Raw genomic sequence first — 14,522 nt, 5'->3', positions numbered from 1 at the left:
GAGGTCTCCCACCACGAGAGTGGGTAAGGCTCCCGGTAGACGACCGGGTTGATAGGCCGGAGGTGGAAGCACGGTAACGTGTGGAGCTGACCGGTACTAATAGGCCGAGGACTTGACCACAAAGCATCTTGCTCGCGTCCACTAGGCAATTCTGAGACAGCAAACGGCTGTTTCGCAGGGTTACGGCGGTTATGGCGGGAAGGAAACACCCGGTTACATTCCGAACCCGGAAGTTAAGCTTCCCTGCGCCGATGGTACTGCACTCGGGAGGGTGTGGGAGAGTAGGTCACCGCCGGACAATCTTTATGTGGGAGGGCCCCGACGCCGAGCGTCGGGGCCCTTTCTTTTTGGTGTGACGAGGGCCACTTCCAGCAGCCGGAGCGGCCCTCTTCTTGCGTTCGGGGACCGTGTGGGTCAGGCGCGTTGCCACAGTGCGGGCACGCTGGGTGGTTCCCAGCCCGCCTGGGCCTGGTGCCCCTGCAGGCACCGGTAGGCCGCGCCGCCATAGGTGACCCGGTCACCCGCCTGGTAGGTCACCCCAACCTGCCAGGTGCCGCCGCCCGGAGGCGGACTCGTCGGTGGGTCCGTGGGCGGTACGCCCGGGACGTTGAGCACGAAGTCGAACGTGGCCTCCCTTCCCGTCCCCACCGTCCGGACGTTCATCAGGAGGCGGGGGTCGAAGATGGTGTCGGTGTTGTTGCGGGGCTCACCGGGGAAGTAGAGCTGCGTCGTCAGGATCGGCCGTCCGGGGGCCTGGGCCTTGACGTGGATGTGCCTCGTGCGGCCCGGGTAGAGGCCGGGCACGATCGTGGTGAGCTTGAAGGCGCCCTGGGCGTTGGTGTACTGGTGGCCGCGGAAGTTGTACGTGATGTTGTCGTACGCGCCGGCGTTGTCGGCCTGCCAGAAGTCCAGCAGCACGTTGGCCAGGGGCTGGCACGCGAGGCCGAACACGTACCCGCTGACGGTGAGCGGCGTGCCGGCGCCGGGCAGGATCGTGCGCTGGGGGGAGTTCGGCTTGAAGTACGGGCCCTCCATCTGGGGGATGGTGGGGTCGTCGCCGTCTTCGCAGTACGGGGTGGGGGTGAGCGGCCCGCCACTCTGGGCCGTCTGCCGGGCGAGGGCCGGCACCTGTCCGACGAGCAAGGGGACCGGTGCCGCTATGAGTGCCGCTTTGAACAGCGTCTTCCTGCTGATGCCGCCTTGCTTTTCCGCGCGAGTGTGCTCGCCGTCCACGATCGCCTCCTCAAGAGCGGCCCGCCGGGGGGTGGGGCAGGCTGTTTCCCAAGGTGGCACCCTGGCCGTCCGGGTGAGTACCCTCCAGTTTTCTATATGCGCGGCAATATGTTCGCCCCGCGTACGGACCGCTGCCGGCGGTCAGTAGGGTTGAAGGGTGGATTATCGTGCGGTAGAACGCGCGATCATGGATCGTGGCGTCGAGTGGGATTTCGAGCCGACGCTCGATCGGATCGCGGCCCTTCTTGACCTGCTCGGCTCGCCGCAGCGGTCGTACCCGGTCATACACATCGCCGGCACCAACGGAAAGACGAGCACGGCGCGGCTGACCGAGGTGCTGCTCAGGGAGCGCAACCTGCGGGTGGGGCGGTTCACCAGCCCGCACCTGGTGTCGATGCGCGAGCGGATCACCGTTGACGGGGAGCCGCTGAGCGAGGAGCGGTTCTCCCAGGTCTACGAGGAGGTCATCCCGTACGTCGAGCTGGCCGACACGCAGGGGCGGCGCATCCAGTTCTTCGAGCTGCTGACGGCCATGGCGTTCGCGGCGTTCGCCGACACGCCGGTCGACGTCGCCGTCGTCGAGACGGGCATGGGCGGGTCGTGGGACGCGACGAACGTCGCCGACGGCACCGTGTCCGTGATCACGCCCATCTCGCTCGATCACACCGACCGGCTCGGTCCCGACATCCCGAGCATCGCCGGCGAGAAGGCGGGCATCATCAAGGCCGGCGCGACCGCCATCCTCGCCCAGCAGGAGCTGGCCGCCGCCGAGGTGCTGATGCGGCGCGTGGCCGACGTCGGAGCGGTCGTGGCGCGCGAGGGGCTGGAGTTCGGCGTGCTGAGCCGGGAGGTGGCGATCGGCGGGCAACTGCTCACGCTGCGCGGGCTCAAGGGCGTCTACGACGAGATCTACCTGCCGCTGTACGGCGCTCACCAGGCGAGCAACGCCGTCTGCGCGCTGGCCGCCGTCGAGGCGCTGACCGGCGGTGACGATCCGCTCGACGTGGAGCTCGTACGTGCCGCGTTCGCGCAGGCGTCGTCGCCGGGGCGGATGGAGGTCGTGCGGCGCACCCCGACGGTGGTGATCGACGCCGCGCACAACCCGGGCGGCATGCAGGCGTCGCTGGAGGGGCTGCACGAGGCTTTCGACTTCGCCAAGGTGATCGGCGTGGTCGGGGTCATGCACGACAAGGACGTGGCGGGGCTGCTCGAGCTGCTGGAGCCGATCCTCGACGAGATCGTCGTGACCCGCAACTCCTCGCCCAGGTCGATGTCCGCCGAGGAGCTGGCGGCTCTGGCCGTGCCGCTGTTCGGCGAGGAGCGCGTCCACGTCGTCGAGCGGCTCGACGACGCCATCGACAGGGCGATCGGCATCGCCGATGCCGAGGGCGAGTTCAGCGGCACGGGCGTGCTCATCACCGGTTCCGTCGTGACGGCGGGCGACGCGCGGTTGCTGCTCAAGGCGGACGGCACATGATGAACTTCGAGGTCACACCCGGCATGCGCAGGCTCGGTGCGAGCGTGCTCGGCATGGAGGCGATCGTGGCCGGGCTGATCACGCCCGTGGCGATCAGCGTGGGGGGCGTCGAGCCGGCGCTCGCCGTGACGGTCGGCATCGGTCTGGCGGTGCTGTGCGTGGTCGCGGCGGGCCTGCTCAAGCGGCCTTTCGGGTACGTGCTCGGCAGCGTCGTCCAGGTGCTGGCGATCTGCACGGGCTTCCTCGTGGCGACCATGTTCTTCCTCGGCGCGATCTTCACGGCGCTGTGGATCACGGTGATTATCGTCGCTCGCCGTGTCGAGGGCGCTACTTCCCGCTAAAGTCGGCCTCTATGGCCGTCCCCCCAAGCACGCGGCCGCCGCATCAGGCGCGCCTCAGACATCCCTGGCTGCTCGACACGTTGCTCGGGCTCCTCGTCGTGGCGTCGCTGCCGCTGGCGGTCGTCGCGATCCCCAACACGCTGTCCGTCGTCGCCAGGCTGCTGCCGCCCGGCCTCGACCACGCCGGGCTCATGCGCACGCACGGGCTCGCGCTGCCCGCCCTGATACTGGCCGTTCCGCTGGCGGGTGTGGCGCTGCGCCGCGTGCCCGTCGCCCACCTGCTGCTGGGCGGGCTGGCGCTGGTGGCGCTGTCCGACGCGGCGGGCGGGTACGCGGACTCGGAGTTCGTCGTCGGCGTGGTGCGCGTGCTGCGCGGCGCCGGCGCCGGGCTCGTGCTCACCACCACGCTGGCGGCCGTGTGGAGCCGCCTGCCGGTGTTGCGGGGCCTGTGGGTGGGTGTGTTCGGCCTCAGCCTGCTCGCGGCGGAGGCGTTCGCGCTGTGGCCGCTGGACGAGGTGAGCAGCTGGCGGGTCACGCTGCAGCCGTACCCGATGGTGACGGGTGTCGCGCTCGGCCTTGCCGCGGTTCACCTGGTCGCGTGGATGCTGCTCGGGCGGCCCGAGACGCCCGCCCCCGATCTGCATGAGCGCGGGCGGCTGCTGCTGGCGGCCGTGCCCGCCGCGGCCATCGCGGTCGTGGCGATCAGCACGGCGAGCGAGGGCTGGCGGGCCCTGCCGGTGATCCTGCTGGCGGCGGTGGCGGTCCTGGGGCTGCTGGCGCTGGCCTCGATCGGGGACGCGCGCGGCCGCGCGTCGGCGTACCCGATGGTGGCGGTCGGTGTGGTGCTGCTGCCCAGCGCGGCGCAGGTCACGCTGGTGGAGATGGGCGGTCTCGGCGGGCCCGGGCTGCGCGGCCTCTGGGTGCCGTACACCGTGGCCGGGGTGCTCGCGGTCGTCGCCTCGGTGGCGGTGCGGCTGCTCGCGCGGGGTGCGGGGCGCTGGCTGGCGCCCCTGGGGCTGCTGGCCATGGTGGTCGGGCTCTGCTCGGTGCGGCTCGTGGTGCCGTCGGCCGACGGGATGGTGCTGACGGTGCCGTTCAGCCTGCTCGCGGTGGGTGCGGCGGTGGCGCTGACGGCGGCGTCGCAGGAGGTGGGCGTGGGGGCGGCGGTGTTCGGGCTGTCGCTGGGCTGCGCGGGCGTGCTGGCGGGGTTCCTGCTCGGCACGGGGGTGCAGATGACCATGCTGGACGGGGTGCGGTCGGCGCAGGAGCTGGTCGACAGCTTCGTGGGGGCGTTGCACTGGTGGGCGTTGATCGGCGGGTTCCTCGTGGTGGCGATCATCGTGCTGGCGGCCGTGATGGCCCGGCGTTCCGGGACGGGGGCCGCTTTGGCGGAGCCCGTGCCGCCGGTGGAACCTCCCTGTGCCGGCATTCCCCCTGCTGCGCCCGCGGATGTGCTGCTCGTGCCGGCGCCGGGCGGGGACGACGACGAGGAGGAGGGGCCCACCGGCGCGATCCCCCGCGTGGTGCTGCCCGTGGCGGCCCGGGGCGCCTTCGACAAGGCGGGGGCCGCGTCCGAGGGGCGGGTGGAGCCTGCCGTGCCTCCTCAGGGGCATTCTCCCGAGGGTCGCGGCGCGTCTTCCTAGGCTTGGTCGTGCTGGGGAAAACGAGGGCGCGGCCGGGGACGGTAAGCTGAGGGCCCTGCTACGGCGACGCGTGGGCGCGTGCCCCGCGACGCGTCTTCGCGGCCAGGCCGGATGCCTGCAGTCGCGACCCCACTCTGTTCGAAGGAGAACTCCAAGTGTCCGAGCGCACTCTTGTCCTGATCAAGCCCGACGGGGTTAAGCGCGGCCTCATCGGTGACGTGATCGCCCGTGTGGAGCGCAAGGGCCTCAAGGTCGTGGCGATGGACCTGCGCACCCTCGACGCCGACACCGCCAAGGCGCACTACGCCGAGCACTCCGAGCGGCCGTTCTTCGGCGAGCTCGTCGAGTTCATCACCTCGGGGCCGCTCGTCGCCATGGTGCTGGAGGGGCCGCGTGCCGTCGAGGCCTTCCGCGCCCTGGCCGGCGCCACCGACCCGGTCAAGTCGGCTCCGGGGACGATCCGCGGTGACCACGCCCTCGAGATCGGTGAGAACGTGGTGCACGGCTCCGACTCGCCCGAGTCGGCGGCTCGCGAGATCAAGATCTTCTTCCCGGACCGGTTCTAGGCTGTTTCCGGTTCTTTTCTGCGCGCGTCTCTGCGGCTTCGGCCGCGGGGGCGCGCGTTTGTTTTGTCCCGGATGCTCAGGGGTGGGGATGGAGCCCGTGCCCGTGTGCCCGGTCGCTCGGGGTGCGGAAGGGGACGGGAATATTGTGGAGGGGCGGCGCGGCAGGTTTTTGTCGGCTGCTTACCGTATGGTTTCTCGCGGTTGGTTGTTGGATCGTTCCAGAGCCTCAGCGGATGTTGTGGTGCAATCCGGGCAAAATTGCGGTTGAGGTAGGGGCTGGAGATTTTTGAGGGGCGCGATGGCTCATTGCGCGCATCGGTGGGTACGTCACGTTACGATTCGAATTCGATCCGTAGTCATTCGCGAACGACGTTACGGAGGGCTCCGTTCCCCATGGGCAGCAAGCTCGCGTTCCTCGGCCGTGACATGGCGGTCGACCTGGGCACCGCCAACACGCTGGTCTATGTGCGTGGCCGTGGCATCGTGCTCAATGAGCCATCAGTCGTCGCGATAAACACGGCGACCGGCAAGATCGTTGCGGTCGGCATCGAGGCCAAACGAATGATCGGCCGCACGCCTGGCAACATCATCGCGGTCCGTCCGCTCAAGGACGGTGTGATCGCGGATTTCGACGTCACTGAGCGGATGTTGCGATATTTCATCCAAAGGGTGCATCGACGGCGACATCTCGCTAAGCCGCGCATCATCATCGCCGTGCCCAGCGGCATCACCAGCGTTGAGCAGCGGGCGGTGAAAGAGGCCGGTTACCAGGCGGGGGCCAGAAAGGTCTACATCGTCGAGGAGCCGATGGCCGCCGCCATCGGGGCCGGGCTGCCGGTGCACGAGCCGACGGGCAACATGGTCGTCGACATCGGCGGCGGCACCACCGAGGTGGCCATCATCTCGATGGGCGGCGTGGTCACGAGCCAGTCGATCAGGATCGGCGGCGACGAGCTCGACCAGGCGGTGATCGCGTTCGCCAAGAAGGAGTTCTCGCTGATGCTGGGCGAGCGCACCGCCGAGGAGATCAAGATAGCCATCGGCTCGGCCTGTCCGTTCGGCGAGGAGGCGCACGCGGAGGTCCGCGGGCGCGACCTGGTCAGCGGGCTGCCCAAGACGATCATCGTGTCCAGCGAGGAGATCAGGAAGGCCACCGAGGAGCCGGTCAACGCGATCGTCGACGCGGTCAAGACCACGCTCGACAAGTGCCCGCCCGAGCTGTCCGGCGACATCATGGACCGCGGCATCGCGCTCACCGGCGGTGGAGCCCTGCTCAAGGGGCTCGACGAGCGGGTCAAGGCCGAGACGGGCATGCCCGTCCACCTGGTCGACAACGCCCTCGACTCGGTGGCCATCGGGTCCGGCAAGTGCGCCGAGGAGTTCGAGGCCCTCCAGCAGGTCCTGGTGCCGGAGTCGCGACACTGATGAGAGACTCACGCCGTGCTCGGCTGATCCTGGGAGTGCTGCTGGCGGCGGCGCTGGTCATCCTGACCATCGACCACCGCACCGGCGAGAGCTCACCGCTGCGCCCGTTGCGCGCGGCCGGGTCCTACCTGTTCGGCACGGCGGAGCAGTTCGGCGGCGGGGTGATGCGCCCCGTCAGCACGTTCGTGCACGCGATCCTGACCGCCCCAGCCGCCAGGGAGCGCATCGAGGCGCTCAAGGCGGAGAACGCGAAGCTGCGGGCGGGGCTGCTGGCAGGCAAGCTCGACGCCGACCGCTCCAAGGAACTGGAGCGGCTGGTCGGGCTTGCCGGGGCCGGCGGATACAAGGTGGTCCCCGGCAACGTGATCGCCAGGCGGGGGCAGCCGGGGTTCGAGGACGCGGTGCAGATCGACATCGGCACCAACGACGGGGTGCGGCCGGAGATGACCGTGCTCAACGGCGACGGGCTGGTCGGGCGGGTCTTGCACGCCTCCGCCCGCACCTCGACGGTGGTGCTGCTCAGCGATCCCGCCTCGGCCGCGGGGGCGCGGCTGGAAGGCGGCAAGGAGATCGGCGTCGTGCACGGGGTGGGGGAGCACGGGCGGCTCGTGCAGTTCCGGCTGCTCGACTCCACCGCGGCGATGAGCAGGGGCGGGCGGATCGTGAGCTTCGGCTCCCAGCACGGGCGGCCGTACGTGCCGGGGGTGCCGATCGGGGTCATCGAACGGGTGGAGTCCACGCCAGGGGAGCTGACGCGTATCGCCTACGCCCGGCCGTACGCGGATCTGACGGCACTCGACGTGGTCGGTGTGGTGGTGGAGGCGCCGAAGCGGGACCCGCGTGACGCGGTGCTGCCCTCCAAGGAGGGCTCGCGGTGAGGGGACGTGGGGGCGAGGGCGGCTGCCGGGTGGCGCTCGCGGTGAGGGGAGGGCGTCGGCGGGGAGGTGGCTGCCGGGTGGTGCTGGCAGTGAGGGGAGGGCGTCGGTGTGGGGGCGGCTGCCGGGCGGTGCTTCCGGTGAGGGGTGACCGCGGGGTCGCCGGGCGCGGGGTGGTCGTGGTGATCGGCGGGGCCGGCGTGGGGCCGGCGAGCGGGGAGGGGGCGCGGTGATCGGGGGTGTTTCCGTGGTGCTGGCGTTGCTGGCGCAGGTGATACTCGTCAACCGGGTGCCGCTGCCCGCCGGCGGAGCGCCCGATCTGGTGCTGCTGGTCGTCATCGGGGCCGCGCTGGTCAGAGGGCCCGCGCCGGGGGCGGTGCTCGGGTTCTTCGCCGGGCTGCTGGTCGACGTCATGCCGCCGACCGCTCATCTCATGGGCCAGTACGCGTTCGTGCTCGCGCTGGTCGGCTACGTCGCCGGGCGGGGCGCGGGCGGGCCCGTGACGACCGTCGTGCTGTGCGTGCTGATGGCGCCGCTGCTGGCGGCGGCCGTGGGTGGGCTGATCTCCGATCCCCGGGTGACGATGTCCACGCTGACCGAGCAGGTGCCGGTCACGATCGTCTACACGCTGCTGGTCTCGCCGATCGTGATCTGGCTGACCACCAGGAAGAGATTCGCGACATGACCAGGATGCGGGCCCGGCTGCTGACGTTGCACGTGCTGGTGCTGACGCTGCTCGTCGTGCTGGCCGTGCGGCTGTGGCAGGTGCAGGTGGTGCGCGGGCAGGAGTTCGTGACGCGGGCCACGGAGACCAGGACACGCGCGGTGATCGTGCCGGCCGTGCGCGGGCAGATACTCGACTCCTCGGGCCGGCCGCTGGTGCGCAACAAGACCGCCCTGGTCGTCTCCGTGGACAGGACCCGCCTGTCGAGGATGAAGGACGGCGGCGTCAAGGTGCTGCGCAAGCTCTCCGAGGTGCTCGGGCGGCCGGTGTCGGACCTGCAGCAGCGCATCACGCCGTGCGGCCCGGGCGTGGGCAAGCCGTGCTGGACGGGGTCGCCGTACCAGCCGGTGCCGCTGGACGAGAAGGTCGACACGCGCGAGGCGCTGCAGATCCTGGAGCGGCAGGAGGAGTTCCCCGGGGTGACGGCGGAGATCCACTCCGTCAGGCAGTACCCCGGAGGCAGGGCCGGGGCGCAGATGCTCGGCTACCTGCAGCCGGTCACCGAGGCCGAGCTGGAGAAGCGGGAAGGGCTCAAGGCCAGCTTCTCGGGGGTGGACCTGGCGGGGCGCGACGGGCTCGAATACGTCTACGACGACGCGCTGCGGGGCAAGGCCGGGCTGCGCAGGGTGCAGGTCGACCGGATGGGCAAGGCGCTCGGCGTCGAGGAGCAGATCACCCCCATCCCCGGCGACCACCTCGTGACCAGCATCGACTCCCGCGTGCAGGCGGTGACAGAGAAGGCGCTCGACAAGGCGATGAAGTCGGCGCCGTCGGCCGACGGCGGGGCCGCGGTGGTGCTCGACGCGCGTACGGGGCGGGTCGTGGCGCTGGCCAGCGCGCCCGGGTACGACCCAGAGATCTGGGCGGGCGGGATCTCGGCGCGGGGCTACCAGTGGCTGCTGTCGGAGAAGTCCGGCAAACCGCTCGTGTCGCGGGCGATCAACGGGCAGTTCGCGCCCGGTTCGACGTTCAAGGTCTCGTCGGTGGCGGCGATGCTGCGCGCCGGATATCCGCTCAACGGCCACTATTCGTGCCCGGGTTCGTACGCGGTGGGCGGCCGGGCCTTCAACAACTTCCGCGGCATCGCGCTGGGCACGCTCTCCCTGCACACGGCGCTGGTCAAGTCGTGCGACACGATCTTCTACCGGGCGGCGTACGAGCAGTATCTCAAGGACGGCGGGCGCTTTCCGAAGCGCAAGCCCAAGGAGGTGTTCGCCAACACGGCGCGGGCGTTCGGCTTCGGCAGCCCGACCGGCGTGGACCTGCCGGGCGAGTCAGGGGGGCGCATCCCCGACCGGACCTGGAAGAAGGAGCTGTGGAACCAGACCAGCGCGGTCAACTGCGAGCGGTCGCGCAAGGGGTATCCGGAGGAGAAGGACAAGGCGCGGGCCGAGTTCCTGAAGCGGCTGGCGCTGGAGAACTGCACCGAGGGCTTCCTGCTGCGGCCGGGCGACTCGGCCAACTTCTCCATCGGGCAGGGCGACGTGCTGGTCACGCCGATGCAGCTGGCCAGGGCGTATGCGGCGCTGGTGAGCGACGGCAAGGTGCGCAGCCCGCGCATCGGGTGGGCGCAGGTGCGGCCCGACGGCAAGGTGGTCAGGACCATCCCCGTGCCGGTGGTCGGCAAGCTGCCGCTCAGCGAGAAGGAACGGCTCTACATCAAGAACGCGCTGAGCCAGGTGGCCGCCGACGGCACGGCGGCGGGGGCCTTCGCCGGGTTCCCGATGAACAAGGTGCGGGTGGGCGGCAAGACGGGGACCGCCGAGGTCTGGGGGAAGCAGGACACCTCGTGGTTCGCGTCGTTCGCGCCCACGAAGAACCCGCAGTACGTGGTGGTCGCGATGGTCTCCCAGGGCGGGATGGGCGCGCAGACGGCCGCGCCGGCCGTACGGGAGATCTATGAGGGGATCTACGGCATCAAGCGCAAGCCCGCCGTGCCCAACGGCGGGCGGCTGACCACGCGGCTGCCGCGCTTCGCCCCGGACGGAACGGTGATCCGGGGATGAGCAGGCGTACGGGAGGGCGGAGGTGATGGCGCGGACAGCGGTCGTGCGGCGGCCCTCGTTGCTGCGGCGGATCACCGCCGAGAACTCCACCGTGCGCCGGCTGGACGGGCTGATGCTGGTGGCGGTGGCCGGCTTGTGCGTGATCGGCACGCTGCTGGTGTGGTCGTCCACCAGGACCTGGGCGCCGGGCTCGACAGGGCTGGTGAAGAAGCACCTGCTCAACGAGACCATCGGCGTGGTGCTGTGCGGGATCGTGGCCATGGTGGACCATCGGGCGATGCGGGCGTACGCGCCGCTGGTGTTCCTGCTGTCGCTGGTCGGGCTGGGGCTGGTGATCACGCCGCTGGGGGCGACGATCAACGGCTCGCACTCGTGGATCCTGCTCGGCGGGGGGTTCGCGGTGCAGCCGTCGGAGTTCGCCAAGGTCGGGCTGCTGCTCATCATCGCGATGTTGCTGGCCCAGCCGGCCGAGGGCACCGATCGGCCCCGCGGGCTCGACGTGGCGCTGGTGCTGCTGTGCGCGTCGATCACGATGGGGCTGGTGATGCTCCAGCCGGACCTGGGCACGGCGATGGTGCTGGCGGTGATCACTGCCGCCGGGCTGATCATCGCGGGCATGCGCAAGCGGTGGATCGGGGCGCTGACGCTGGTCGCGGCCGGCGGGATGTTCTCGGTGTTCTACTTCCAGATGCTGGAGCCGTACCAGGTGGCGCGGTTCACGGCGTTCGTCGACCCGAGCGTGGACCCGCGCGGGGTGGGCTACAACAGCACGCAGTCGATGATCGCGATCGGCTCGGGGCAGCTCCTGGGGAAGGGGCTGCTCGGCGGCGGGCAGACGACCGGGCGGTTCGTGCCGGAGCAGCACACCGACTTCATCTTCACCGTGGCGGGGGAGGAGTTCGGGTTCCTCGGGTCGGTCACCGTGGTGCTGCTGCTCGGGGTGGTGCTGCTGCGCGGGCTGAAGATCGCCAGGCAGTGCGAGGACCGGTTCGGGACGCTGGTCGCGGGCACGATCGTGTGCTGGTTCGCGTTCCAGACGTTCATCAACGTGGGCATGACGATCGGGATCATGCCGATCACCGGGCTGCCGCTGCCCTTCGTGTCGTATGGCGGCACCGCCACGTTCGCCAATCTCATCGCGGTCGGGCTTCTCCAGGCCATCAGGGTGCGAAGACAGTCGTTCAACTAGGGGTAATGTTCCTGGCTTGTTGCGACGAGTGCGGCGAACGCTTCCTGTTGCCCGCGAACAACGTCGCCGCCGTGCACGATCTGGACAGCGGGGTCATCGCCGTCGAGCTGACCCGCTACGAAGGGCACCACATCCCGGTGCTCGGTGGAGACGACATCGACATCCCCGGACCCGCCACCGTCCGAGCGCCGCTACCCTTGACGGTATGCCTGTCGAGTCGATTTTCCACCGCCTGGAAGCGCTGCTGCCCAAGGTGCAGAAGCCCATCCAGTATGTCGGGGGTGAGCTCAACTCGACCGTCAAGGACTGGGACGCGGCGGACGTGCGGTGGGCGCTGATGTACCCGGACGCCTACGAGGTCGGGCTGCCCAACCAGGGCGTGGCCATCCTCTACGAGATTCTCAACGAGCTCCCGGGCACGCTGGCCGAGCGCACCTACGCGGTCTGGCCGGATCTCGAGGAGCTCATGCGGGCCGAAGGCGTCCCGCAGTTCACCGTGGACGCGCACCGGCCGGTGCGCGCCTTCGACGTGCTCGGCGTGTCGTTCTCGACCGAGCTCGGCTACACCAACCTGCTGACCGCGCTCGACCTGGCCGGCATCCCGCTGCTGGCCGCCGACCGCGGCGAGGACGACCCGATCGTGCTCGCCGGCGGCCACGCGGCCTTCAACCCCGAGCCCATCGCCGACTTCCTCGACGCGGCCGTGCTCGGCGACGGGGAGCAGATCTCCATCGCCATCTCCGAGGTCATCCGCGAGTGGAAGGCCGAGGGCAGCCCCGGCGGGCGTGACGAGCTGCTGATGCGGCTCGCCGAGTCCGGCGGGGTCTACGTGCCGAAGTTCTACGACGTCGAGTACCACGCCGACGGCCGCATCAAGCGGGTCGCGCCCAACCGGGCCGACGTGCCGTGGCGGGTGCACAAGCACACCGTGATGGACCTCGACGAGTGGCCCTATCCGAAGAAACCGCTGGTGCCGCTGGCCGAGACGGTGCACGAGCGGTTCAGCGTGGAGATCTTCCGCGGCTGCACGCGCGGCTGCCGCTTCTGCCAGGCCGGCATGATCACGCGCCCGGTGCGCGAGCGCTCCATCACCACGATCGGCGCGATGGTCGAGAACGGCATCAAGGAGTCCGGCTTCAACGAGGTCGGCCTGCTGTCGCTGTCGTCCGCCGACCACTCCGAGATCGGCGAGGTCGCCAAGGGCCTGGCCGACCGCTACGAGGGCACCAACACCTCGCTGTCGCTGCCCTCGACCCGGGTCGACGCGTTCAACATCGACCTGGCCAACGAGTTCTCCAGGAACGGCAGGCGCTCGGGCCTGACGTTCGCGCCCGAGGGCGGCTCGGAGCGCATGCGCAAGGTGATCAACAAGATGGTCACCGAGGAAGACCTGATCCGCACCGTCACCACGGCCTATTCGCAGGGGTGGCGCCAGGTCAAGCTCTACTTCATGTGCGGGCTGCCCACCGAGCAGGACGAAGACGTGCTCGGCATCGCCGATCTGGCCAAGAAGGTCATCAAGGCGGGCCGCGAGGCGACCGGCAGCCGCGACATCCGCTGCACGGTCTCCATCGGCGGCTTCGTGCCCAAGCCGCACACTCCGTTCCAGTGGGCGGGCCAGGCCGACCACGAGACCGTCGACAGGCGGCTCAAGGCGCTGCGCGACGCGCTCAGGAGCGACAAGAACTACGGCCGCGCCATCGGTTTCCGCTACCACGACGGCAAGCCGTCCATCGTGGAAGGGCTGCTGTCGCGGGGTGACCGCAGGGTCGGCGCCGTGATCAGGGCCGTCTGGGAGGACGGCGGCCGGTTCGACGGGTGGAGCGAGCACTTCTCCTACGAGCGCTGGATGGCCGCCGCCGAGAAGGCGGGCGTCGACGTCGACTGGTACACCACGCGCGAGCGGGAGGAGAACGAGGTCCTGCCGTGGGACCACCTCGACGCCGGGCTCGACCGCGAATGGCTGTGGCAGGACTGGCAGGAGGCCGTCTCCGGCGGTGAGGTCGAAGACTGCCGCTGGACTCCGTGCTACGACTGCGGTGTCTGCCCGACGATGGGCACCGAGATCCAGATCGGCCCCACGGGGCGAAAACTCCTTCCTCTGACGGTGGTCTAGCGCGCTCAGTGGGCGAGCCGTGTCACGGCGTACACGTTCATCCGCCGCAGCGGCTTATCCTGAGACGAAGGAACTCTTACAAGGGAAGGACGACAAGCTCTGAAACCTGTTCCCGAAGGGCCTCCGCCCGCGCCCACGGTGCAGCGCCTGCGTGTGCGTTACGCCAAGCGCGGCCGCCTGCGCTTCACCAGCCATCGCGACATCTCGCGGGCCGTCGAGAGGGCGGTCCGCCGTGCCGGCATTCCGGTGGCCTACAGCGCGGGCTTCTCGCCCCACCCGAAGATCTCCTACGCGGGCGCGGCACCGACCGGTGTCGCCAGCGAAGCCGAATACCTCGAGATCGGTGTTACCACGCCGTGCGACCCCGCCCAGGTCAGACAGAGCCTGGACGAGTCGTTGCCCTCTGGGCTCGATGTGCTCGACGTCGTGGAGGCGGGGCAGGGTGGGCTGGCCGACCGCTTGGAGGTCTCCGACTGGGAGGTGCGGCTGCCGGGTGCCGATCGCGAGCCCGCCGAGGTGGCGGTGGAGAAGTTCCTCGCGGCAGGCACGGTGGAAGTCGAGCGCCTGACCAAGAAGGGTCCCCGCCGCTTTGACGCGCGGCAGGCCGTCCTGGGGCTCACGGTGTTCGAGGGAACAGACAGAATCGCAGCTCAGGTGCATGGAGAGCCGTGTGTCATACTGCGCATGGTTGTTCGGCACATGACGCCTGCCGTTCGACCCGACGATGTGCTCACAGGGCTGCGCCTTGTGGCCGACTTCGCGCCGCCGGTTCCCCCCGAGGTGACCAGGCTGGCGCAGGGGCCGCTCGACGCGAGCACCGGTGCACTTGCCGACCCGCTCGACCTGGACCGCGACACCACGCGCGGCGGCGAGGCGGGAGCGGTGGGTGAGCACGTCGCCGGTTAAGGACGTGCCCGGCATGAGCCG

General features: G+C 70.0%; 12 protein-coding genes and 2 rRNA genes. 13 read left to right on the top strand and 1 reads right to left on the bottom strand.

The features are described from left to right. Positions 1 to 120 (top strand): 23S ribosomal RNA (locus ACBJ32_RS18415); the annotation flags it as partial. 61 nt (positions 121 to 181) lie between these two features. Then, positions 182 to 298: ribosomal RNA gene (gene rrf, locus ACBJ32_RS18410) — 5S ribosomal RNA — on the top strand. 116 nt (positions 299 to 414) lie between these two features. Here rrf and ACBJ32_RS18405 read toward each other — a convergent pair. Next, positions 415 to 1,233 carry a carbohydrate-binding protein gene (locus ACBJ32_RS18405; protein ID WP_375127744.1) on the bottom strand — a complete coding sequence of 273 codons (819 nt, stop codon included), beginning with the start codon at positions 1,231 to 1,233 and terminating at the stop codon, positions 415 to 417. Positions 1,234 to 1,420: 187 nt separating this feature from the next. Between ACBJ32_RS18405 and ACBJ32_RS18400 the strand changes: the two genes are divergently transcribed. The 11 genes from ACBJ32_RS18400 to ACBJ32_RS18350 all read left to right on the top strand — a co-directional run bounded on the left by ACBJ32_RS18400 (position 1,421) and on the right by ACBJ32_RS18350 (position 14,501). After that, positions 1,421 to 2,710 (top strand): folylpolyglutamate synthase/dihydrofolate synthase family protein, encoded by a 1,290-nt coding sequence (locus tag ACBJ32_RS18400; RefSeq protein ID WP_357867098.1) that lies wholly within the window; start codon positions 1,421 to 1,423, stop codon positions 2,708 to 2,710. Further along, the gene (locus tag ACBJ32_RS18395) at positions 2,707 to 3,051 is read left to right on the top strand and encodes a DUF4233 domain-containing protein (protein WP_375127743.1); all 345 of its coding nucleotides are present in this window, start codon (positions 2,707 to 2,709) and stop codon (positions 3,049 to 3,051) included. Before ACBJ32_RS18400 ends, ACBJ32_RS18395 begins: the two co-directional genes overlap by 4 nt. 11 nt (positions 3,052 to 3,062) lie before the next feature. Then, positions 3,063 to 4,694 carry a hypothetical protein gene (locus ACBJ32_RS18390; RefSeq protein ID WP_375127742.1) on the top strand — a complete coding sequence of 544 codons (1,632 nt, stop codon included), beginning with the start codon at positions 3,063 to 3,065 and terminating at the stop codon, positions 4,692 to 4,694. A 155-nt stretch (positions 4,695 to 4,849) separates the two neighbouring features. Further along, the gene (ndk, locus tag ACBJ32_RS18385; RefSeq protein WP_020546379.1) at positions 4,850 to 5,260 is read left to right on the top strand and encodes a nucleoside-diphosphate kinase; all 411 of its coding nucleotides are present in this window, start codon (positions 4,850 to 4,852) and stop codon (positions 5,258 to 5,260) included. Between the two features lie 393 nt (positions 5,261 to 5,653). Continuing rightward, complete coding sequence (locus tag ACBJ32_RS18380) at positions 5,654 to 6,685, top strand: rod shape-determining protein (RefSeq protein ID WP_357867107.1); 1,032 nt, start codon at positions 5,654 to 5,656, stop codon at positions 6,683 to 6,685. Further along, complete coding sequence (gene mreC / locus ACBJ32_RS18375) at positions 6,685 to 7,563, top strand: rod shape-determining protein MreC (protein ID WP_375127741.1); 879 nt, start codon at positions 6,685 to 6,687, stop codon at positions 7,561 to 7,563. Before ACBJ32_RS18380 ends, mreC begins: the two co-directional genes overlap by 1 nt. Positions 7,564 to 7,789: 226 nt before the next feature. After that, positions 7,790 to 8,245, top strand: coding sequence for a rod shape-determining protein MreD (gene mreD / locus ACBJ32_RS18370; RefSeq protein ID WP_357867112.1), 456 nt, complete (start codon positions 7,790 to 7,792; stop codon positions 8,243 to 8,245). Continuing rightward, on the top strand, positions 8,242 to 10,290 hold the full coding sequence (mrdA, locus tag ACBJ32_RS18365) for a penicillin-binding protein 2 (RefSeq protein WP_375127740.1): 2,049 nt from the start codon (positions 8,242 to 8,244) through the stop codon (positions 10,288 to 10,290). The genes mreD and mrdA overlap by 4 nt, the downstream gene beginning before the upstream one ends. A gap of 25 nt (positions 10,291 to 10,315) precedes the next feature. Beyond that, positions 10,316 to 11,479 carry a rod shape-determining protein RodA gene (gene rodA, locus ACBJ32_RS18360; RefSeq protein WP_357867117.1) on the top strand — a complete coding sequence of 388 codons (1,164 nt, stop codon included), beginning with the start codon at positions 10,316 to 10,318 and terminating at the stop codon, positions 11,477 to 11,479. A 205-nt stretch (positions 11,480 to 11,684) separates the two neighbouring features. Continuing rightward, positions 11,685 to 13,595, top strand: coding sequence for a TIGR03960 family B12-binding radical SAM protein (locus ACBJ32_RS18355; protein ID WP_357867123.1), 1,911 nt, complete (start codon positions 11,685 to 11,687; stop codon positions 13,593 to 13,595). Between the two features lie 153 nt (positions 13,596 to 13,748). After that, positions 13,749 to 14,501: a TIGR03936 family radical SAM-associated protein gene (locus tag ACBJ32_RS18350; RefSeq protein WP_357867127.1), complete on the top strand. Its 753-nt coding sequence runs from the start codon at positions 13,749 to 13,751 to the stop codon at positions 14,499 to 14,501. The last annotated feature ends 21 nt before the right edge of the window (positions 14,502 to 14,522 follow it).

This window comes from Nonomuraea sp. GTA35 (genome assembly GCF_041950525.1).
Classification (GTDB): domain Bacteria; phylum Actinomycetota; class Actinomycetes; order Streptosporangiales; family Streptosporangiaceae; genus Nonomuraea.
The sequence above is the reverse complement of the archived record's forward strand: the minus strand, read 5'-3'. Positions and strand labels throughout refer to the sequence as shown.

Excerpts from the sequence above, each read along its gene's own strand:
- ACBJ32_RS18400 (WP_357867098.1), top strand. The coding sequence starts at position 1,421 with ATGGATCGTGGCGTCGAGTGGGATTTCGAGCCGACGCTCGATCGGATC.
- ACBJ32_RS18395 (WP_375127743.1), top strand. The coding sequence starts at position 2,707 with ATGATGAACTTCGAGGTCACACCCGGCATGCGCAGGCTCGGTGCGAGC.
- ACBJ32_RS18390 (WP_375127742.1), top strand. The coding sequence starts at position 3,063 with ATGGCCGTCCCCCCAAGCACGCGGCCGCCGCATCAGGCGCGCCTCAGA.
- ACBJ32_RS18380 (WP_357867107.1), top strand. The coding sequence starts at position 5,654 with ATGGGCAGCAAGCTCGCGTTCCTCGGCCGTGACATGGCGGTCGACCTG.
- mreC (WP_375127741.1), top strand. The coding sequence starts at position 6,685 with ATGAGAGACTCACGCCGTGCTCGGCTGATCCTGGGAGTGCTGCTGGCG.
- mrdA (WP_375127740.1), top strand. The coding sequence starts at position 8,242 with ATGACCAGGATGCGGGCCCGGCTGCTGACGTTGCACGTGCTGGTGCTG.
- rodA (WP_357867117.1), top strand. The coding sequence starts at position 10,316 with ATGGCGCGGACAGCGGTCGTGCGGCGGCCCTCGTTGCTGCGGCGGATC.
- ACBJ32_RS18355 (WP_357867123.1), top strand. The coding sequence starts at position 11,685 with ATGCCTGTCGAGTCGATTTTCCACCGCCTGGAAGCGCTGCTGCCCAAG.